This window comes from Pirellulaceae bacterium, assembly GCA_019636385.1.
Classification (GTDB): domain Bacteria; phylum Planctomycetota; class Planctomycetia; order Pirellulales; family Pirellulaceae; genus Aureliella.
In genome coordinates this window covers 620,324-640,710 of the sequence record JAHBXT010000002.1, presented here as the reverse complement: position 1 = coordinate 640,710, position 20,387 = coordinate 620,324, and the positions used below count along the sequence as shown (strand labels likewise).

At 53.3% G+C, this 20,387-nt stretch carries 17 protein-coding genes; 14 read left to right on the top strand and 3 right to left on the bottom strand.

Features of this window, described 5'->3' with window-relative positions:
* The first annotated feature begins 2 nt into the window (after positions 1-2).
* The 8 genes from KF752_08140 (at position 3) to KF752_08105 (ending at position 8,215) form a co-directional block, all read left to right on the top strand.
* Positions 3-458, top strand: coding sequence for a hypothetical protein (locus KF752_08140; protein ID MBX3421510.1), 456 nt, complete (start codon positions 3-5; stop codon positions 456-458).
* A 650-nt stretch (positions 459-1,108) separates the two neighbouring features.
* Positions 1,109-1,606, top strand: coding sequence for a hypothetical protein (locus tag KF752_08135; GenBank protein MBX3421509.1), 498 nt, complete (start codon positions 1,109-1,111; stop codon positions 1,604-1,606).
* Between the two features lie 640 nt (positions 1,607-2,246).
* Positions 2,247-4,331, top strand: coding sequence for a type VI secretion system tip protein VgrG (gene tssI / locus KF752_08130; GenBank protein ID MBX3421508.1), 2,085 nt, complete (start codon positions 2,247-2,249; stop codon positions 4,329-4,331).
* 28 nt (positions 4,332-4,359) lie between these two features.
* Positions 4,360-5,397, top strand: coding sequence for a DUF2169 domain-containing protein (locus tag KF752_08125; protein ID MBX3421507.1), 1,038 nt, complete (start codon positions 4,360-4,362; stop codon positions 5,395-5,397).
* A gap of 12 nt (positions 5,398-5,409) precedes the next feature.
* Positions 5,410-6,255 carry a DUF4150 domain-containing protein gene (locus KF752_08120; protein MBX3421506.1) on the top strand — a complete coding sequence of 282 codons (846 nt, stop codon included), beginning with the start codon at positions 5,410-5,412 and terminating at the stop codon, positions 6,253-6,255.
* Positions 6,256-6,264: 9 nt separating this feature from the next.
* Positions 6,265-6,558, top strand: a complete 294-nt coding sequence (locus KF752_08115; protein MBX3421505.1) for a hypothetical protein — start codon at positions 6,265-6,267, stop codon at positions 6,556-6,558.
* A 36-nt stretch (positions 6,559-6,594) separates the two neighbouring features.
* Entirely contained in the window at positions 6,595-7,590 is a 996-nt protein-coding gene (locus tag KF752_08110; GenBank protein MBX3421504.1) for a hypothetical protein, read from the top strand.
* Between the two features lie 106 nt (positions 7,591-7,696).
* Entirely contained in the window at positions 7,697-8,215 is a 519-nt protein-coding gene (locus KF752_08105) for a DUF2169 domain-containing protein (GenBank protein MBX3421503.1), read from the top strand.
* Between the two features lie 106 nt (positions 8,216-8,321).
* Here KF752_08105 and KF752_08100 read toward each other — a convergent pair whose 3' ends face one another.
* Entirely contained in the window at positions 8,322-8,948 is a 627-nt protein-coding gene (locus KF752_08100; protein MBX3421502.1) for a hypothetical protein, read from the bottom strand.
* A gap of 264 nt (positions 8,949-9,212) precedes the next feature.
* Here KF752_08100 and KF752_08095 point away from each other — a divergent pair, with 264 nt between their 5' ends.
* From KF752_08095 to KF752_08075, 5 genes are all read left to right on the top strand, one after another.
* Positions 9,213-9,443 carry a hypothetical protein gene (locus tag KF752_08095; protein ID MBX3421501.1) on the top strand — a complete coding sequence of 77 codons (231 nt, stop codon included), beginning with the start codon at positions 9,213-9,215 and terminating at the stop codon, positions 9,441-9,443.
* Positions 9,444-9,578: 135 nt separating this feature from the next.
* On the top strand, positions 9,579-10,211 hold the full coding sequence (locus tag KF752_08090; protein MBX3421500.1) for a hypothetical protein: 633 nt from the start codon (positions 9,579-9,581) through the stop codon (positions 10,209-10,211).
* A gap of 648 nt (positions 10,212-10,859) precedes the next feature.
* Positions 10,860-11,618: a hypothetical protein gene (locus tag KF752_08085; GenBank protein ID MBX3421499.1), complete on the top strand. Its 759-nt coding sequence runs from the start codon at positions 10,860-10,862 to the stop codon at positions 11,616-11,618.
* 372 nt (positions 11,619-11,990) lie between these two features.
* Positions 11,991-13,274, top strand: coding sequence for an acetyl-CoA C-acyltransferase (locus KF752_08080; protein ID MBX3421498.1), 1,284 nt, complete (start codon positions 11,991-11,993; stop codon positions 13,272-13,274).
* A gap of 132 nt (positions 13,275-13,406) precedes the next feature.
* Positions 13,407-15,539 carry an enoyl-CoA hydratase/isomerase family protein gene (locus tag KF752_08075; protein MBX3421497.1) on the top strand — a complete coding sequence of 711 codons (2,133 nt, stop codon included), beginning with the start codon at positions 13,407-13,409 and terminating at the stop codon, positions 15,537-15,539.
* A 193-nt stretch (positions 15,540-15,732) separates the two neighbouring features.
* On the opposite strand, the gene KF752_08070 is transcribed toward KF752_08075, so the two are convergent.
* Both KF752_08070 and KF752_08065 read right to left on the bottom strand, forming a co-directional pair.
* A complete protein-coding gene (locus KF752_08070; GenBank protein MBX3421496.1) occupies positions 15,733-17,409 on the bottom strand; it encodes an aldehyde dehydrogenase in 1,677 nt (558 codons plus the stop codon).
* A 276-nt stretch (positions 17,410-17,685) separates the two neighbouring features.
* Positions 17,686-19,338, bottom strand: a complete 1,653-nt coding sequence (locus tag KF752_08065; protein MBX3421495.1) for a sulfatase — start codon at positions 19,336-19,338, stop codon at positions 17,686-17,688.
* A 78-nt stretch (positions 19,339-19,416) separates the two neighbouring features.
* On the opposite strand from KF752_08065, the gene KF752_08060 reads away from it, so the two are divergent.
* Positions 19,417-20,031 (top strand): lipocalin family protein, encoded by a 615-nt coding sequence (locus tag KF752_08060; protein MBX3421494.1) that lies wholly within the window; start codon positions 19,417-19,419, stop codon positions 20,029-20,031.
* Positions 20,032-20,387: the final 356 nt, after the last annotated feature.

Here is a 20,387-nt window from a genome sequence, read left to right as displayed (position 1 = left end):
ATATGCTGAACCAACATAGTTTAATTTATTTGCAGGACTGGGATCAATATGATCGGATCGCCCAAATTGACGGCAAGTCTGGAGAATTGCAGTTACTTCCCATGAATGACAGTTCGCTTTCATTGCGAACGACGGGCCGCTTTACGGATCAAGTTGGAGCGATCCTGGCATTCTTTGCTGCTGATGGCGTGCTTTTTCTTCGATTAAATGATTTCGTCTGCGAGTTTACAGATTCAGTGGATATCCGACTTCTCGGTGTGAGCTCAGATCGAAGAATCTCTGTTTATCGCGACGGAGTCGAACTCTACAGTACTGCATGTCGAGTCAACGTCACAGACAAATTCGATGATGATCTGACTGCGTTCGTCGACGACGAAGATTTCGATTTCGGTCTGTTTCTGATGAATGTGAGCAAATCCCCGGATAGAAAGGCCATTCTACTACAACATTACTCATAGCGATGTAGACAACAAAGTGCTGCAAGCGCTAACGCCTCGGTCAGATGCAGGTTGTTAGCCTAAGGTTTTCCATCTCCTTAATTCACTTTAGGCACGCCTGAGCAACTGAAAGAATGGCGAAGGTTGCTTCGAGGCGCAATGGGCCGTAGATTCGGAGAAACGGTTGGCTGGCGCCGAGATCGCTCAATCTCAGATTTCATTGACTACTAACGCGTCAGCATGGCTTGCGAGCGACAAGGAGGTCTTGAGCCTCTCGCTGGAGGTTTATTTGAAGTTACTCGATTTTCTCGGTCGGCTCGTGCGACCGGTAAACGGAGATAGATTCCTTCTGAGCAATTGCCGATCTTGCAGCGGTTAGGGATCCAGGCCGGGATGTGGCGCGATTTGGCTTAGAGTTTCAATTAGTACTTTGGACGAAGTCGCGGCGCGGGAACGCCGGCTCGAAGGCACAAGATGGCCACCAGGCATAATCTTGCGTTCCATCTCGGTCAAAGGCGAGTGCAAGCTTATTTTAGTGGCTGCGAGCATTTTCTCGTTGCCAGTCAGGACACTGACCAATATCAAGATTCTGATTCGCGGCTAGGCAACTTTGCCAATTTTAGCACGATAACTCTTATGGCGACAGCATTCGGGGACAGGAGGAATTGACCATGATCAATGTAAACCAACTCAACACGTGGCTCGGAAAGAACATCAGCGACATCTGCTTAAACGGCTACACGGCGGCTGACTTGAATCACTGTGCTCACTTTGTTAGCCACGCGCTGGCACTTAGTGTTGGATACACGTGCAAGCACGCTACGCGGAAACAGAACTTTGGAGCTAGTCTGCGCGTCCACGAAATATTCGACCGCTGCACAGGTCATCAAGAAATTAACCAATCCAGCAATAGCTACTCCGGGCTGGTGTTTGTCAGTGCGCGAACCAATTTCCGCACAGTTGCTGGACGAATGACACTGGCAAATGTTCCGCGAAAGCATATGGGTATCATTCTTGGAGGCCAAGTTTGGCACTACTCCAACACTCGCGACATGGTTGTCGTTCAGGTAATGTCGCAATTTATCTTCCACTATTCCGGTCAAGAAAATGCTCTGTGGTGCGCCAACCCGCCCGCCGGCTATCGGGCGCTTTCTTTCGGGCAGTGCTAACTGCGAGGATTGGGACGGCATCCTGTCTTCGCAAAGAAACACTGTTACCGCGGTAAATATATCCGGGCAGGACCGGAGAGCCTCGCATCCGCCCTCCCCGTCTCGCGCCTATCGGGGCAGTCCCGATGGTCAGGAATTGGCGAGCCCATGCTGAGCCGGGGCATCCAATGATCGACGATACCCCAGATCGAAGTGCATGACCGGAATCGAAGACGGAGCAGCAAGCCTCTTGCCGCAGCCTCGAAGCATCTCTCCAACGGCCCGGTACGCCGACTACGATTGGCATCATGCCAGTGGAGCGATGACTGAGCAGCTACAGCCCGCCCATCCGCAAATTCATCTCTGTCCATGCTTTTAGTCCAGGCCCGACTGAACGATTGAGGACAATCGCTCTACATTGTCCCGCCATTGCTAGAGGGGGACGCCAGAATGCGAATTTGACCAATTCCAACTTTACCGTGCAAATTCTGGCAACAATCCTGCAGTGGCTACGATAACCACCTAGAGCTGCTGCATGGTTGCGTAGCATTTCCCATGACTCAGCTCGGGCAACGCTAGAAATCAGCCGCAGGGCGCTAGCCCCTGGATTTTGCAGCTACTAGCCCCGGTTCCCTGACCTTCAAGACAGGAATGTGATCCCATGGCCTTGAAACACGCGACCCGCAATCTTCACCTACAGACGGCGCTCGGCCCCGATGTCCTGCAGGTCACTCGCTTTCAAGCCGCCGAAGAGCTATCTGCGCCGTTCTACTTCAATTTGGAATTGATCTCCGACAACGCCAAAATCGCCGCTGAGGATATCATCGGTACCAATGCAACCATCGCCATCGATATTGCTGCCGGTGGCCAGCGGTTCTTCAACGGCTTCGTGCAACGCTTCTCGGCTCTGGACGAAGATAATCTTGGCACCCGCTACTACCGGGCTGTCATGGTCCCGTGGATGTGGTTTTTGACGCAGACCAATGATTGCCGCATCTTTCAGGAGATGACCATCGTCAAGATCATCGAAAAGATATTCAATGACCTGGGCTTCACCGATTTTGATACCAGCAAGATTTCCGGCAATCATCCCAAACGCGAATACTGCGTCCAGTACCGCGAGACCGACTTCGACTTTGTCTGCCGGCTGATGGAAGAGGAAGGCATTTTTTACTTCTTTGTCCACGAGAATGGAAAGCATACGCTGCACTTGGCCGACAGCGCCAGCGTTTACAAGGACTGTCAGGAATCGACGGTCGATTACTACAAAAGCAAATTAGATACGCGGGAGTTGAAGGCACAAATTCATGGCTGGGAACACAACTACCAATTCCGTCCCGGTGCCTGGGCGCACACCGATTACAACTTCAAGAAGCCTCGCGACCGGCTAATGGCTGCCGAAAAGACGGTCATGAAGTTCAAAAGCGCAAAGAACTTCGAGGTCTACGACTATCCCGGTGAATACCATGCCAAGGGCGACGGTGCTGCGCTAGCGCGCATTCGCATGGAGGAACTGGAATTGGAGCATGATACGGTTACTGGCTCCAGCGGTTGCATGTCCTTTTCGCCCGGACAGAAGTTCAAAGTCGGCAAGCACCGCGCCAAGACCGAAGAGGGCAAGTCGTATGTCATCAAAAAGATACTGCACTTGGCCGAAGAACACACCTACGAGACCGACCCGGTTGATCCTGGCTTTGCCTACACCAACCAGTTCGAATGTTTTCCAGACAAAGCCACCTTCCGGCCCGCGCGGCTAACCCCCAAGCCTGTGGTGCGTGGTTGTCAAACCGCCGTTGTTACCGGTCCGCCTGGTGAAGAGATTTTCCCTGACGAACACGGTCGGGTCAAAGTTCAATTCCACTGGGATCGCGAGGGCAAGTTCGACGACAAGAGTTCCTGCTGGATCAGGGTCTCGCAAATTCATGCCGGCAAGGGCTGGGGTTACATGGACATCCCGCGGATTGGCGAGGAGGTGATCGTCGACTTCATGGAAGGCGACCCCGATCAACCCATCATCGTCGGTCGAGTTTACAACGGCGACAACAAGCCCCCCTACGACCTACCTGCCGGGAAGACCCGCCGCGGCAACAAGACCAAGACCTACAAAGGCAGTGGCTTTAATGAAATGTCCATGGATGACACTCCAGGCAAGGAGCAAATCCGCATCCACGGCCAGTACAACATGGACACTGAAGTCCAAAACGATGAAACACACACCATCCACAACAACCGCACCAAAACCATCGGCGTCGATGAAACGATGACCATCGGCAATAATCAAAAACTGGATGTGGGGGTGAACAAGACGGTCAGTGTGGGCACAAACCACATGGAGACCATCGGATCGAACCAAAAAGTGACGGTTGGCAGCAACCAATCGATCTCGGTCGGTAGTTCGCAAACCAATTCTGTCGGCAAGACGAAGAACGAGACCGTCGGCATGATGAGCAACGAAATGGTTGGCATCATGAAAGCAACGAATGTAGGCGCGGTCTATTCGATCATTTCCGGCGCGGCGATGAATACGGCGGTAGGGTTTGTGAGTGCAGAAGAAGTCGGAATGAACAAGACGGTCATCGTTGGAAGCTCACTTAAGATCTCGGCTGGTTCAAAAATCGAAATCGCTTGCGGAGCCAGCAAGATCACCATGGATGCAGGCGGCAAGGTCACGATCTCTGGCACATCGTTCAACTTCAGTGCCAGTGGTCCCGTCAAGATCAACGGCGCCATCATCGACCTCAACTGACAGAGTCCAAGTAAGGTGTGAGACACCCATGTTATTTCGGAACTACACCCCCTTCCCACCGCTGCAATTCGAAAGTCGCGACGAGAAACGCAACGACTTTGGAGTCATTGTCTTACGTGGTACGTTTCAGATTGAAAGCGGAAAGCGGCTGAGGCTCGTTCAAAAACAAGAACCGCTGGTGATGGCAGACGAATACTACGGCCAGCCTGGCATGTCCAGCATCCGGTTGGAAAGCAGCATCGCTCCCTACAAGCCCAAAACCGACATTCTGGTCAACGCCACAGCTTACTCGCCCAGTGGTCAACCCGAAAAACAGTGGCTCGCCGGGATTCAATTCGGCAATATCCAAAAGGTAATCCAAGTCACCGGGCCACGCCGCTGGGAAAAGGGATTTGGAGGCTGGCGACTGACTGACATCGAGCCGATCAAATCGCTGCCCATTCGTTACGAATACGCTTACGGCGGAAACTACCGAACCGAAGACAAACACGAACTGTGCGACGAGAACTACGTGGGAGTTGGCTTTGCCAATCCTAAGACCACCGAACCTGTCCCCTGTCCACAGATACTACCCGCCAACTACGGCACACCCGAATTCGGCAAGCCCATCCCCGTCGAGGGCCTTGGCGTCATCGCCCCCGCCTGGAAGCCGCGTCGCGACCGAGCCGGCACCTTTAACCTGATTTGGGAAAAGACCCGCTGGCCCGATCTGCCCGAGGACTTTTCCTTCGAGTTCTACAACACCGCCTCGCCAGGATTAACCTTACCCGGATTCGCCGATGGAACCGAGACCGTCCACCTCAAGAACCTCACCCCCAACGGCACACTCTCCTTCCAACTCCCCCGCTTTGAACTCGCCACCTTACTTCGGTTCGAAGACGGGCGACTTGTGCCTGCCCCTATTAACCTAGACACTATCCACATCGACGGGGAAGCAAATCGGGTGTTTTTGACTTGGCGCGGAGTACATCCTCTGTCCCCACCTCTGCGAGTCGTAGAAGTTCGGATGCGAGCCCCAGACGACGTAATTGACCGTTCCCTGCCAACTTTAACAACTCCGGTATGAGGTAGGCAAACCATGGCACTAAAAGAAGGCACACGGCAAGATTCCCAGTTCATTGTTATGAGCATCTGTCCAGATGTTTGCAAATCGCCAACTGTTCCAGTTCCATATCCAATTGTAGGCTTCTTGGACAAATCGATTTTCATAAGCCCGAACGTGCGGTCGTTGGGCAAACCAGTTTTTCACATGGGCTCGCGAGTTGCGACAGTCATGGGCGACGAAGCTGGAGTGGGCGGAGGAGTGGCGTCCCAAGTTATCAAAGGTTTTTGCAAGCCGATCGTGCCCATCACCACAGTCAGAATTAACGGTCAGTTCGCAAATCACAACGACATCTGCTACATGCTAATGAATGGAGCCAGCCCAGAAGGCCCGTTCAATACGATAGGTCAAGTGCTCTTTCTGGGGCCGATGTTTTTTGCTGACGTCGGGCCTGGCGGCACAATCCCTCCTGGAACCAATCCACCGATTCAGGCGAACTCGATCGTTGAGGGTGGATGCTTGCCTGATATGAGTGGAATGCCGGGTGGTGGTTTTGGAGATTTAGGAGAGGTAATTGATATTGCAAAACAAGCGTATGCGCTCGCGACTACTGACTGGAGGAATCCGGCATCAGTTCTTGGTGCGATAGGAGGGGTCGCTGGCCTCGCAAATTTTGGTCAACTCGCGCAAGCTGCACAACTAGCTCAAACAGGTTACTCCCTCGCAACCGCAGATTGGTCGAATCCCGGCGCGGCCATGGGTGCGGTCATGGGCATTGCCGGGCCAATGCTGGCCGGCGCCACTAGAGGAGTATCCGATGGTGAGTCACTTTCGACCACAGGTTCGGCAAAAAATTTTCCACCTGGCATCGTTTGTTACTAGGATCGAGGCATGATTCAAATTGATCGACGTTTAGTTTTGACAGTCCGTCGCAATTGGAGGTCAACAAGGTTTATTTTGGACAACTCAATTGCAGCTTGCAAAATCGACGTCATGGGTCATTTACGTGGTGATACAGATAAAGAGTTAGCACCTGAGACACCCAACGAATTGTTTGCAACAATGGTTATGCTGACAATCCAAAGTGTTCGTTGCAGCGAAATCGAACCACTTAAAATTAGCGATTCAGGGCAAATTATTGGAATCATTGAGCGGCAAGAGTTTCCAACGTCTGTAAGCAATTAATAATCAAGACAAATGAATTGAGCTAGGGTTGTTTCGATGTCTGACAAAGATCAAAGATCAAATGGACTATTTGGGTCTGATGGCTTCAATCCTAGCTGGGAAGCTGCGGGGAACATTGCGTTCGGTGGCTTACAGGCTGCCGGTGGGGCGATTGTCGCAGTTCCGTCAGTAATTGGACTGGTTGCTCCCGAACCTTTAACGACCGCTGCAGGCGCGGTTGGTGCAGTTTGGTCAGCGGATCAAATACAAGCGGGTAGCCGGACTTTTTGGGCAGGTTTGTTTGGCGGTGATGCAGTTGAATCATTCGGTAGTTCCTTGCTGGGTGGAGGAGCTCTCGGCTTTTTGTACGACCTCGGACCAAGCGGCGTAACTCTCCTGAAGAAAGGCGCAGACTTTCTAAAAGGATGGAAAGCTTTGAAAGAAGCGGGAAAATTAGCTGATGAGCTAAAGGCGATGAGCCCTCAGCAGTTGGACGATTTTCTAGAGCAAGCCAAGAAAAATCTTTCCCCTGAAGAATTCAAACAACTTCTAGATGATCTAGAAGAATTAAACATTAAGCCGCCTGGGGTTAAGGCAAGCGTTCGACCCGTAAAAGTAGTCAGGAGAGTTAACCAAGATGAGGCAAGGGAGTGGTTGAAAAAGAATAGGCCAGATCTTAGCGATGCTGATATTGAGTCATACCTGAAATCATTCGATTCTAAGATGCCTCTTGAAATTGTGGAAGTCCCAGAAGGATTTAGGTTTGAAACCTATAAATATCCAAGTAGGATTGACCCAAATGCTGTAATGTCCGGGACTCATCCACCTGGGTTCGTTACGGATGTTGGTTCAGACCCTTCAATGTCCGCGATTCTATTACCAGGCAGAAGTCCGGGTGTCGCTACTACGATTCAACCAACCGAGGCTTTGCGGGGAACGACAGCGAATTGGACTGATTTTGATTACGCGTCGGGCATAGGTGGTCGGGGGGGGAACTCGCAGTATATCTTTCCGCAAAATTCAGCTTCATTCGACGGATTTGGCCCACATTAATTTCGTTCTCCAAGTTTTCAGGACGCAGCACCGTGCAGAAAGTGCCGATACCTTCGTGAAAACTAAATCGCTGATGGCAATTTCCGCATTTGTTGGTGATAGCAGTATGCTAATCTCAAATGAAACCCCATTTTCGCCATTCATCTTCGAAGCCTATTCGCAGCGGGATGAGTTGTTGCAGGTGGTGTTCTGCCGAGGGACGTTTGATATTCAGGCGGATGGGAAGTTGACGCTGGCGGCGGAGCAACAGCCGGTGGTGCTGGCGGATCACTATCGCACCGAGCCGCTGGTCTCCAGCGTTCAAGTCGATACCGATCTGGTCCCCCACAAATTCAATGCCGATATCACACTCAACGCCGTCGCTCATGCTCCCCACGGCCAGCCCAGCAAAGATTGGCTGGTCAATGTCCGCGTCGGCAAAGTCTCGCAATCGCTGCGAGTCACCGGGCCTCGACGCTGGGAGTATTCGATGCTGACCGGTTGGCAACTCACGCTACCCGAACCGACTCGATCCGTTCCGATCCACTTCGAGTACGCCTTTGGCGGCAAGTATCTCAAAGGGGAAGAAGAAGTAATCTTCGAACAAGGCGATGGCCTAGTGGTGCCATCTATCAAATATTGTTGAGCAACTCCTTGTCGGACAATTAGTTATTTACGCGCTGGCCGTAGTTCCTAAGAGCGCCTGATCTCAGTTGCTGGCTATGGAGGTAGCACCATCGCCCGCAATCGTTCTACGCAGTTACGTTCCGCCGTCTGCAACGAAGAATTATCGTTAATGGCAGTAAAACCAATGCCGCTGAACCGGGCTCAGGAACCGGTTGTCCCCAGTTCAATGAAACGTTGTCTAATCCCCAGGTTGATGAAGAACCTGTCTTGGTAAACCGCAGCCACAGATCGAATGGTAGTCGGTCACTCGTGTCAGGGTCTATTTCAGGCTGATATCTCAACACAAAATCAGCCTGAATGTTTCGCCGCCCCACTGTCACCAGATCCAGCAATGGTCGTTGAAAGATAACCTCGTCATTGGCGCGGACCGTAAATTGGTCAGCACTGCCAGGCAATGGGAAAACAGTTGGGAACACCAAGTCGAAATTCAGTAAAAACAGCCGGTCGGTAGTGTCCAACATGCTGGTACGCAAATTCAATGCTGGCAGCACATCCATCAGCCCCAATGAGACGGTGCCTGCAGCATATGGCCCAAGGAATACGTTACCGCCCGCCGTACTGCCGTAGGCTTCAGGAAAGAAATAGCCTCGGTGAACATCGAAGTCAAAGAACTCTGAATTGTGACCCGCTAAAGCCGGTTGGTGAAAAATTACCCAGAGCACCAAGACGCTTAAACTCATTTTTTTGGTCATATTGCATTCTCCATTTGTTCGGATGACTCTTCGCTCACTGATTACATGGGAGTTAGCTCGGACGTCAAGAACGTGTTGCCACGCTCTTGGGTTTGTGCCCAAGGGCAGATTTCTGATCTAAGTCGCAATCAACTCGGCTTGGCTCGCAAACGGCTACTCGCCGTGATTGCTGAGCATCTCAACAACCTGCCAGATTCTGGGACAACCCTCACCGAATTCAGGCAACATTCGTTGTCTGGTTTATGATAATCTTTGTACTTCGTTGTGCAAATCAGGAACAACCATGATGACACCGTTGGTGAAGAGATGAAGCTCATTAAAGCTGCTGTTGGTCGTGGTGGCATAAACCACCCTGAAGATGTTGTCGTGATCCAGCAATTGCTTGAAGGCTGTACTTGGCACTTGTTTCCGTTGAAACCCATCAATGTCACTGGCCGTATCGACGCAGTGACGCAAGCTGCGATTGAAACATTTCAGCCTAAGGTGGAAGGTTAAACCAGTCCTTCGGGATTAGTCTCGCCGCTTGGCAAGACGTTGGCACTGCTAAACGAATAGTTTTCAGCCAGCCCATGTCAATCAACGTCAACGGCAAAACTTAATTTTGCGTTGGACGGACTCAAATCGGAAGCATTGAATTTTGTAACGCGGTTCATCCAGGACGGAAGGGTAAGGCAAGGCTACATTCTAGAATCCAAAAAGTCTGCCAAATTGATTCTGGACGAGGTTCAATCTGGCAAGCTAACACCCTTGGAAGGTGCCGACGAGGCCAACAAAATTCGCAATTCAATCATGGACGCTGCCAGAATACGAAGCAGTGACATCGGTCGAGCGCAGGCCGAAGCGTTCAAAGGCTCTGGACTTACCCTACAGGCGTTGGAAGAGAAATACGCTCAGCGGCTATTCAATCAAACATTTGATAAATTGTCCTCAGCACAAAAGAATCAAGTTTGGTTGACCATAATCGAGTCATCAGGACGAGCCAATCCAGCGATGAATGCCAAGGCAGCCAAGGTGGCTAATGCCGGGAAAGCTTTGGTTTTCGTGTCGGCTGGTATCGCGGTTTATAACATTGCGACCGCCGAAGAAAAGGGCCGACAAGTTGTCAAGGAAGGAGCAACTGCTGGTGCGGGAATACTAGGAAGTATGGGCGGCGCGCTGGCGGAGTTGGCATGTGCTCCCGATGCTCCTGCATGCGTAGCGGTCGGAGTCTTTGTTGGCGGTGCCGCAGCCGCTAAAGTCGGTGCTGAGCCAACTGGGTATTGAAGCCTCGATATGGCGGGACCTGGTGTGGAATTTCAAGATGTACTTTGGCAAGAGCAGTTGTGCCGGTTCGCCGGGTTCGATGTCGGCAGAGGCTGAGCGTCATGGCAAACGTCGGCATCGCGGTCAGGCTCAGGTGCGCGAGTGTTTCGTGTAGCTCAATCGGGAGATTGAGATGAGATACGTGTAGCCGCCCAGTCATATTCCCATCGGGGCAGGCCCTTGTAGCTGCTCAGTCATGCTTCCATCGGGACAAGCCTGATGGCGGCCCGAAAGCTGGTAGCGACTATCGAATCCGATTTCAGTTTCGATTCGAAAACTAATGGCCACCGCTGGCCTTGTACCAGTGGAGCCATTCGCAATTCTATTGGTGAATGCCTGCACCCATGGGGCTCGCACCCCATGAGCAGGGAAACCGCTCGATGTTCCATTGGGCTATCTTTCTTCGCAGATGCCTAGTGGCTGAGTCATGATGCCGCTGTCAGAATTACTAGAGGTGTGAACAGCTCCCGATGAACTCTACCTACGGAGAAGTGTGTGCCTACATGGCCTAGCCCGTCAGTGAAGTGTCCGCAATGCGGCTGCACTATTGAGAATCGACTCGACCAGCTGATGGGCGTCTGTTCCGATTTGCGTTGTCGTGGGCGATTCTTGGCTGAAAGAAGCCGGGAGCGCGAGGCTGAACGCAGAGCTACCGAGCAGGCTTTGCTCGATCACGCGACCGAGCGACTCAGAGATGAGTTGGATGCCGAGCTTTCCAGCGTCGTGCAGGAATGCAAGAGTGCAGGCCGGCTGTCGAAGGTACCCAGTTGTGACGCACCAACTGCGACACTGCCGGCTGAACGAGTGGAAAAATTCAAACAGCATCTAAGACAGGTTCTTGAACAAGCACAAGCGATGCTTTCCCAGCCCCGGTACGTACAAGCCGTTCTGGTCGAGTACGCTCACCGTCAGGGACAAAGTGACATGGTTCCTTTGCTGCCCGTGATCAATGGTTGCACTACATGCCGGGGATACTGTTGCCGCAACGGTGCCGATACTGCGTTCCTGTCTGCGGAGTACATCGCCTGGCAGATGCTCTGTGACCCAACGGCGACGATCGAAGCGATTGAGAAGTGGTATCTGCTGCAGTTGCCGGACGAGTCCATTGAGGATTCCTGCGTTTATCATTCTCAGCAGGGATGCTCCTTGCCGCGCCAGCAGCGAGCCAGCATTTGCAACGACTTTCACTGCTGGGGATTACAAGATGCACTGGCCAAGCATCGCCAGGACGAAGTCCACCCCTGGACCTCGATCGCCTACATCGACCAGAGCGCCGTTCGGGTTGGCATCGTCACGCCAGCTGGAGATCGCATCGAGAGAGATATCCCAAACCGGTCGGTTGAAAGCCATGAGGTGGCCCCGAGCTAACGGACCAGCCTGCGCAAAAAAAATGCACTACCCAACGCTTGGACTGCCCCCCGAAGGCTGAATCAGGGGGCGTGAGAGTCTAAGAGTCTGCTGGCGCGACTGGATTTCGACAAACCTGGTAATTTGGTACAGGAGGGACGGTGCTGAGGTTGCTGGATGCTGTCCATTCCGACGTTAAATTGAAGAAAAACATGGCCTGCAAACAGGTCCTGGGGCTGAACGGTTGGCAAGGGCCTATTACAATCTGCGGTTCGCGCATACGGTGATCTGCGAGCCGGTCCCTATTTGAACGAGGCTGACCAGCCGCCGCTCGACCCACTCCAACGGTGCCGCTACTTAGGCACTTCACTTTTCCTTGCTGGACTGACAAGCATGAGCCAGAGAGTAGTGTTAATTGACGGTGCCCGAACACCCTTCCTGCGTGCCGGTACCGAATATTTTGATTTGATGAATTACCAATTGGGTGCGTTTGCCATCAAAGGATTGATCGACAAGACTGGCATCGACAATAAAATCGTTGATGAAGTTGTGTTGGGTACGGTCGTCCACAATGTGCAGACTCCAAATGTGGCACGCGAAGCGGCGCTGACTGCTGGACTGAGCTATCGCACACCCTGCCACACGGTTTCCCAGGCATGTATTTCTGCCAATCAAGCCATCAGCCGGGCGGCGGATTTGATTCGACTGGGCCACGCAGAAATTGTGATCGCGGGCGGAACGGAATGCACCAGCGACACTCCAATTGTGTATCGCAAGCAGATGCGTAAGAAGCTATTCAAGGCGCAGAAGCTCAAGACACCACTGGAGGTAGCCCGCTTTGCCGCCACGCTACGCCCTAGCGACTTTATGCCGGAGCGGCCGGCGGTGGCTGAAATGTTGACCGGCAAGCTGATGGGCGAAGATTGCGAAATGCTGGTGGCCAAATTCCAAGTCACTCGCCAGGCGCAAGACGAATTCGCACTGCGGTCCCACACACTGGCTCAGCAGGCTACCAATGAAGGCACCCTGGCCAAGGAGATCACGACGGTCGAACTGCCTCCCAAGTTTAAGTCGATCCAGCGCGACAACGGTATTCGCGTAGCCCCTTTGGATCAATTGGCCAAGTTGCGTCCAGCCTTCGTCAAGCCCCATGGATCGATCACTGCTGCTAACGCGTCGTTTTTGACCGACGGTGCCGCCGTGGTGATGCTGATGTCAGAAGATAAGGCTCGACAATTAGGCCTGACGCCCAAGGCGGTGATACATGACTACCTGTTTACCAGCTCTGATATTCGCGACGAATTGTTGTTAGGACCGGCTTACGCAATTTCCAAAATCCTCAAACGCAACAACTTGCAGTTGGATCAAATGGACGTCATCGAATTGCACGAAGCGTTTGCCGGCCAAGTACTAGCCAATATTGCGGCTCTGGCCAGCGACAACTTCTGCCGCGAAAAGCTCGGTCGCGAGCAGTCGGTGGGACAGGTGAATATGGATAAACTGAATCGGTGGGGAGGGTCGTTGAGTATCGGGCATCCCTTTGGTGCCACGGGCGCGCGAATAATGACTACCACTGCCAATCGACTCATTGCTGAGAACGGTAAATACGGCTTGCTGGCCGCCTGTGCCGCGGGCGCACATGGACATGCCACCATCCTGGAACGTTACGCTGCTTAAGCGAGCTGCTAATCAGAATCTACCTTTCGCCACCGTCAGTTGACGGAGAAAACCCAGTCTAACCACCGCGAGCGCGTCGGTAGTTACCACATTGCCGCAAGCCATAGCCTGAACACGAGAGCTGAATACGCCATGAAAAACGACTATTTTGAAGTAGAGAATCGCGACGGAATCGCTGTGATCTGGTTGGACCAGAAAGATAGTAAGGTCAATAAGATCGGGCCGGAGATGCTGGGCGTGTTTGGCCCTCTGGTCGATCATCTTGAACGCGATCCATCGGTGCGGGCGGCTGTCATGATCAGCCGCAAGAAGGACTTCATAGCCGGTGCCGATATCGAAGCCTTCAGCATGGTCAAGAAACCTGGTGATTGGCAACCGATTGCGCAACAGGCTCATGCTCTGTTGCGACGCATGGAGCACAGCCGCAAGCCGATCGTGGCCGCCATTAGCGGTGCCTGTATGGGTGGTGGACTGGAAGTCGCCTTAGCCTGTACGGCTCGCGTCGCCGCCGATGAGGGAACAATCTTGTCTGTGCCCGAGGTCAAACTGGGCCTGCTGCCGGGCGGTCGTGGCACGCAGCGATTGACGCAACTTGTCGGCATCCAAAACGCGCTGGACATGATGTTGACTGGCAAGAACGTTTATGCACGGCAGGCCAAAAAGATGGGCCTGGTTGATCGCCTGGCTACTCTGCCCGCCCTGCTATCAGCGGCTATCTACATGGCTAATGAATTGACCGAAGGCCCACTCAAGCGCAACGTCAAGCGACCCTTGGCTACCAAAATCTTGGAAGGCACCGGCTTCACGCGGGGCATTATTTTCAAGAAGGCCAAGGAGATGGTCGATCGGCAAACCAAAGGCAATTATCCAGCGCCGTACGAAATCATCGAGTGCGTCAAGGTTGGCTCAGAGCAGGGGGCCGAAGCCGGTTATGCCGAAGAGATCAAGCGTTTCGAGAAGCTCATTCTGACGCCTGAGAGCTTTCAGTTGCGGAACATCTTTTTCGCTATGACCGAAAAGAAGAAGAATCCACACCAAGACCTGGTGCGCCCTGTCAGTACCCTAGCCATGGTCGGTGCAGGTTTCATGGGTGCCGGCATCGCTGAAGTCAGCGCTGCCAAAGACATTCGCGTACTACTGAAGGATGTGAAGAGCGAAACATTATCGCAAGCTAAAGCGACAGTGTGGAGTACGCTGGGCAAGAAGGTCAAGCGTAAGGCGATGTCTCAACTGGAGGCGGATCAGATGATGAGCCGCATTGTTGGCCAACTAGACTATGCGCACTTTGAACAGGCTCAGGTCGTGATCGAAGCCGTGTTTGAAGACCTCGACTTGAAACATCGAGTCTTGGCCGAATGCGAAAGTCACATGAACCCACAAGCCATCTTCGCATCCAACACATCGGCGCTGCCCATCAAGGAAATCGCCTCGGCATCCAAACGCCCTGAACAGGTTATCGGCATGCACTACTTCAGTCCCGTGCCCAAGATGCCTCTGCTGGAAATCATCGTTACCGATCAGACGGCCGACTGGGTCACCGCCACCTGCTACGATATCGGTGTTCGTCAAGGCAAAACTGTGATTGTTGTCAAAGATGGTCCTGGTTTTTACACGACACGCATCTTGGCACCGCTTATGGGCGAAGCGCTTAACATGCTCGACGAAGGCGCGGACGCCTTGCAGGTCGACCGCGTTCTTAAGAAGTTCGGCTTCCCAGTTGGGCCGATTACGCTGATGGACGAAGTGGGCATCGACATTGGAGCGCACATCATGAGCGGCAGTTTGATGCAAACTTTTGTCGCCAATCGCGAAGGCCTTAAGTTATCGATGGGCCTCAAGCGAATGTATGACGCAGGCTACCATGGTCGCAAAAACAAGAAGGGGTTCTTCAAATACGACGCCAAAGGCAAAAAGGTGCGCGACCAACTGGACGACAACGTATACAACTACTTTGGTGGATCGCAGCGCAAGCAGTTCAGCGATCAAGAGATCACCGAGCGGATTGGACTAAGTATGGTTCACGAGGCCGCTCTGTGCCTGCAAGAGGGTATCGTGGCTAATCCACTGGATGGTGACATCGGTGCAGTGTTCGGACTGGGGTTCCCTCCATTTCGAGGCGGTCCATTTCGCTATATCGACTCCGTGGGCGCACGGAGCATTGTCGATACATTCAATCGCCTGACTCAGAACCACGGACTGCGATTCAAGACTCCTCAAATATTGGTTGAGGCTGCCAATAACAATCGCAAATTCTATGACAGTTGAGATGTAAATTGAAGTCGAGCGCCAGGCACTTTCTGCCTTACAAAACTCAATGCAGATGTAGGCTCGTAGTGGCCTGCCTGATGGGCAGTCCCGGGAGTGTGCCGCCCCACGTTCTGGGGAACTCAGCTACACTGGCGAATGTAGTTTCATTGGCAAACGTAGCTCTTCTGACCAGCGTAACGCTCGATCGCTCCTAGCCTGTTAGGGCTGCAGCCAAGAGAGCTGGAAGTCGCAGCGCAGAAGGTTTGGCACACAGAGCCAGCAAACGCTGGGCCACCTTGTCGGGATGTCGATGCGTGGAGAACCAGATGGGCTTAGGCGACATACACAACGGCGCGTAGATCACAGTCTTTTGTGGACGCTGTAACAAGTAGGTATTGTGCACCGACCCGATGCCACTTTGCACATCGGCCAACGTCGCGCCAGGATAGCCACCCCAGGGTGGCGACATCCAGGCAAAGCTAAGCCCCGCCCACTGATTGACACCAATCGTTCCATACCGCAGACCTTGCAACCCGCGATCAAATTCTTGCGATTCACGACGGCGGAAATCATCTGGCACTGTCAACTCGACAGCCAGTGTCCCAGTCATCTGTTGATTGGCAAAGTCCACTGCCCGTTGAAGGAATTGGGATGGCGAGTCAGCCTCTAACTGTGTCTCGCCAGCCACGCAAACAAACGACTCACGTTGGAATAATAACGGATCGTCCTTGATGTTCACACCGGCTCGCACTGTCCAAGGCAAACGCCCATGGCTACCCGCCTGACTTCCTCCGGAAAACTGTGCAAAGCGATCAGCCGCACCAGGATAATAGGCGTAACGCAGCGCAGTGCGTTCCAGAGCCGCTCGCAGCATGCCTAAGAATCGGTCGCGCTGACTCCAGTTCCGCGCCGTTAGAATCATCTTGGTCGCCACACAATTGAATGATGCGTTATTGGTGATCGAAGCCGCGATCGACTCGGCTTGGCTGGCGAGTTGTCGTGCCGAGTAATTCCCAGGCACAATGATCCACGGCGTCACATTGCCTAGCTCGCTGGAGATCGGTTTGGTCAGCAGGGGATCCCCCGCTTGCTTGCGTTGTTGTCGAATGGCTGCGTCGCATCCCCACACGATGGCTTCATGGGTATCGGTCGAACCGGTGATATGTACACTGCCGATCTGTGGATGTTGCGTGGCATAGGTGCCCTCAGCAGCCGCCCCATACATAATCCGCAACCAACCGCACTGAATCAGTGGCTGTAACGCATCTTGAAACACTGGTCCCAAATACTCGTTGACCGGATTCATCTTCAACAGCACAGTGCAATCGTCCTGGAAGATTTTGGTCAAGGCGTCGGTAATGGCGATGGAAGAAACGTTGCCAGCGCCCAAAACCAACTCCACTCGGGCCTCTGGCGTTTGCTGCCTCAAAAGTCTGGCTGGCGCGCTGCCAAAGATTGTCTCGGTAGTGACACCGGGCTCTAGCCAAGTATCGCCCTTGAGTCCGCGAAACGCCAATCCATCAAACAGTAGCGGTGTCGGAAATACGGGCACGCGCAATTGTCCTGCTACCTGCCGAGGCCTACCAGGCAATTGTGGTTTTCCATACTGCTTCAGATCGCCAAGGGTTTTGATGATCAATCGCAGGTACCGCAAGGTCGCAATTGGTCCCGTCAGTAACTCTTCAGCCCGTCCTACCGCTGTATCGCCGGACCGCTTGGCCTCGCAGCCCGCTTGTTGCCAGCGCTCCGCGACCGAGATCACTCCCTCCAGACACGCCTCGGCAGTCGCAATTCGCGTATCAAGCGAGCTAGAAACGAGACTGCGCGCACCCGCGATCAGATCGGCTATGGCCAAGTCGATGGCTTGATGAGTTGTAACCGCGTTCATCAAAAAAGTTCCTTTCGCAATTACACCAAAATGAATCCGCAACCGCCTACAATTCGCTTTTCCTGAACTAGGCTCACATAAAGCTACCACACCGTTAAGCCTCAATCAATCGGCAACCAATGCCTGGCAGGTCGCGCGGGGTTTCTGAGGGCTTTTCTTAGTCCCGCAGCGCTAGCGCGGAACCAACAATATCCCGCGCTAACATAGTGGGATACGATTTTCGCCTGCGTTACAACCTGCATTGTTGAGTTGTTCTGGCCTGACCGTCGAGCCTGACTAGGGCTGTGGCACGATCGGCGTGACTGATTGGCCTGAAGTGGCGTCGATCGGGAACACCGCCGAGTAGCGATGCAAGGCAGCTACCATGCCATTCATCATGCGCCCAAGCACTTCCGGCTCGCCATCCGACAGATCGGCTTGCTCAAATGGGTCTTGGGACAGATTAAACAGTTGATACCGCCGGCCCGCAGACTGCGCTGTAGGAAAATAGTGGTAGATGGCTTTCCAGGGACCTTCGCGATAAGTTGTAAAGTAGTCACTGCGGTGGGGTGCATGCGGATAGTGCATCAGAAAGTCTTGGCTGCGCCCGACGTCCGACTGACCAGTCAGCAGCGTATTGAGCGGCCTGCCGTCCACCACATGCTCGTGCGGGGCGGTCGCACCGGCCACGTTTAACAGCGTTGGAAACAGATCGTACACGGTTGCCAGTTGCGGCTGGATCGCATTCGCAGCGATTGGCAGCTCGACCTGGCACTGCAACGTCGGATTACTCTTGGCCCAGGCAACAATAAATGGAACTCGCATTCCGCCCTCGTAGTGCGACCCTTTGCGGCCACGGAGTGGCGCTGCACAAGCCACCGCGTGCTCGTGACCCAGCGGCGCATCGCTGCCGTTGTCGCCTAAGAACAATATCAAGGTATTCTCGGCGACTCCCAGCGATTCCACGTGGTCGAGCAGTTCGCCCAACGATCGGTCCATACCTTCGATCAGCGACGCAAACGCCTGCCAACTTTTCGGTCGCTCTGAATTCTGATAGTGGACAATAAAACGTGGGTCCGGATTAAACGGTCCATGAACTGCGTAGTGCGGCATATACAGAAAGAACGGCTGGTGCGCCTGCACCGCCGCAGTTACCAGTGATTTGGCTTCCTGCGTCAACGCTTCTGTCAGAAATGTATCAGTGCCATGATACTTTTTCAGCTGCGGCACGCCCCGCGGACTGTCCGGTTGCAAGTTGCCGTAATTCTGGTTGCCATAGTAGCTGCCAGGTGCTCCGATCGAGCAGCCTGCAACATTCACATCGAAACCCAAGTTCGTTGGGTCCGCACCTTCCGAGCCGCGTGGCCCAAAATGTCCTTTGCCAACATGAAAGGTTCGATAGCCACTGGTCTGCAAAATCCGGGCCAATGTAATGCTCGATTTGTTCAGCCCCTGCCAATTCCAACTTGGCGGCCCCTGCGGGCCACCATTATCTTGATCGGGGTTAATCCAATTCGTAGTCCGATGACGAGCCGCATTCTGACCCGTCATGATCGAAATCCGCGTCGGTGAGCAGACGCTCATCGCGCAAAAATTGTTGAATCGTATTCCGTGTGCTGCCAATCGCTCCATATTCGGCGTCCGATAGGCGTCGTTGAGCGGGTAACGAATCGGCTTGCGCTCAGCATCCGTCAAGAACGGAACCGATGTATCCATAATTCCCATGTCATCGACCAGGAACAGCACGATATTGGGCTTGCTCAATCGCGGCGCACCACTCTCACCGCTGCTACTGGATGCAGTACAGTCGATCAGGACGATTATAAGAAGCAGCCTGCACACACCAGCGGCGGCATAGCAGTGTCGCTTGGCTTGACGGTTCACTTCAATCCGTTCTCTATCGGGCACTTGGGGCGATACGTTGAACCCATCACCGATTGACTGTAACATAGGAGAATCATTTCGAGACATTCCAAATCGCAACTCTAAACTAGACAACATAGCCATGTTGATGAACTGCATTATTTTATGAACTGTATTATCACGCACGGTCGGATCGGTTTGGCAATCCTTCAGCTGCTGGTATTGCCTGAGATGCTTGCACACGCCCAACAGGCATTACCCACTGTACCGTATGTCGACCTCCAATCCTATTCGGGCACATGGTATGAGATTGCTCGCTTACCCAACATTTTCCAGCGAACCTGCCAATGCTCGACAGCCACCTACACCCTACATGCCGACGGTTCAATCCAAGTTGTCAACCGCTGTATTACACCGCGAGGTCGTACGCGGCAGGTCAGTGGGCGAGCAGAAGCGGTCCCGTGTAGTGGCAATGCAAGACTACAAGTGAGCTTTGGCCGCGTCTCATCGCTTTTCGCAAAAAACTCTGGGGGCAACTACTGGATCATTGCGCTAGGGCCCGCCGAATCCCACGCTGCATGTATCGACGCAACAATATCGCATTTAGACAGCTTTGCATTGAGCCATCATCCGCAGTATCAGTGGGCTCTGGTAGGCACACCAGATCGCAAGTTCTTGTGGATACTCTCGCGCACCCCCGACCTGCCAAGCGAAACCTACCAACAACTAGTTTGTCAGGCTCGCGAATTAGGCTTCGACGTTAGCCGCCTGATTCGCTGATTCAGTTGCTGAATACCAGTGCACCTGCCACCAGTACTATCTCTAGCGCCAGCCGCAGTGTGCCAATATGCGTTCTTGGATGAGCGCAGGCACTCCACCTTAAGCCAAAGGTCAGGACTCACGGATGATCTTTCAGCACAGCAACTCAAAAGGAATTGCCACTAAGCCTCAAACCGCTTACTGCAACGTACTTGTTCGGTGCTAGTGGCCAGACTACGATATCGGCTGGTGGACTGAACAGAGCTTCAGCAACCGAGCATCGCCGATCGTACTTGTTATCCTGGATAAACAGCATTGTGTTACGAGCCTGCCATCGATGCACAGCGACCGGCCCCCGTTGGCGTGCTGGCCATGTT

Bases quoted from the DNA above. Each gene is read 5' to 3' on its own strand.
- KF752_08100 (MBX3421502.1), bottom strand. From the start codon at position 8,948: ATGACCAAAAAAATGAGTTTAAGCGTCTTGGTGCTCTGGGTAATTTTT.
- KF752_08115 (MBX3421505.1), top strand. From the start codon at position 6,265: ATGATTCAAATTGATCGACGTTTAGTTTTGACAGTCCGTCGCAATTGG.
- KF752_08140 (MBX3421510.1), top strand. From the start codon at position 3: ATGCTGAACCAACATAGTTTAATTTATTTGCAGGACTGGGATCAATAT.
- KF752_08065 (MBX3421495.1), bottom strand. From the start codon at position 19,338: ATGTTACAGTCAATCGGTGATGGGTTCAACGTATCGCCCCAAGTGCCC.
- KF752_08070 (MBX3421496.1), bottom strand. From the start codon at position 17,409: ATGAACGCGGTTACAACTCATCAAGCCATCGACTTGGCCATAGCCGAT.
- KF752_08125 (MBX3421507.1), top strand. From the start codon at position 4,360: ATGTTATTTCGGAACTACACCCCCTTCCCACCGCTGCAATTCGAAAGT.
- KF752_08120 (MBX3421506.1), top strand. From the start codon at position 5,410: ATGGCACTAAAAGAAGGCACACGGCAAGATTCCCAGTTCATTGTTATG.
- KF752_08075 (MBX3421497.1), top strand. From the start codon at position 13,407: ATGAAAAACGACTATTTTGAAGTAGAGAATCGCGACGGAATCGCTGTG.
- KF752_08105 (MBX3421503.1), top strand. From the start codon at position 7,697: ATGCTAATCTCAAATGAAACCCCATTTTCGCCATTCATCTTCGAAGCC.
- KF752_08110 (MBX3421504.1), top strand. From the start codon at position 6,595: ATGTCTGACAAAGATCAAAGATCAAATGGACTATTTGGGTCTGATGGC.
- tssI (MBX3421508.1), top strand. From the start codon at position 2,247: ATGGCCTTGAAACACGCGACCCGCAATCTTCACCTACAGACGGCGCTC.
- KF752_08080 (MBX3421498.1), top strand. From the start codon at position 11,991: ATGAGCCAGAGAGTAGTGTTAATTGACGGTGCCCGAACACCCTTCCTG.
- KF752_08060 (MBX3421494.1), top strand. From the start codon at position 19,417: ATGAACTGTATTATCACGCACGGTCGGATCGGTTTGGCAATCCTTCAG.
- KF752_08135 (MBX3421509.1), top strand. From the start codon at position 1,109: ATGATCAATGTAAACCAACTCAACACGTGGCTCGGAAAGAACATCAGC.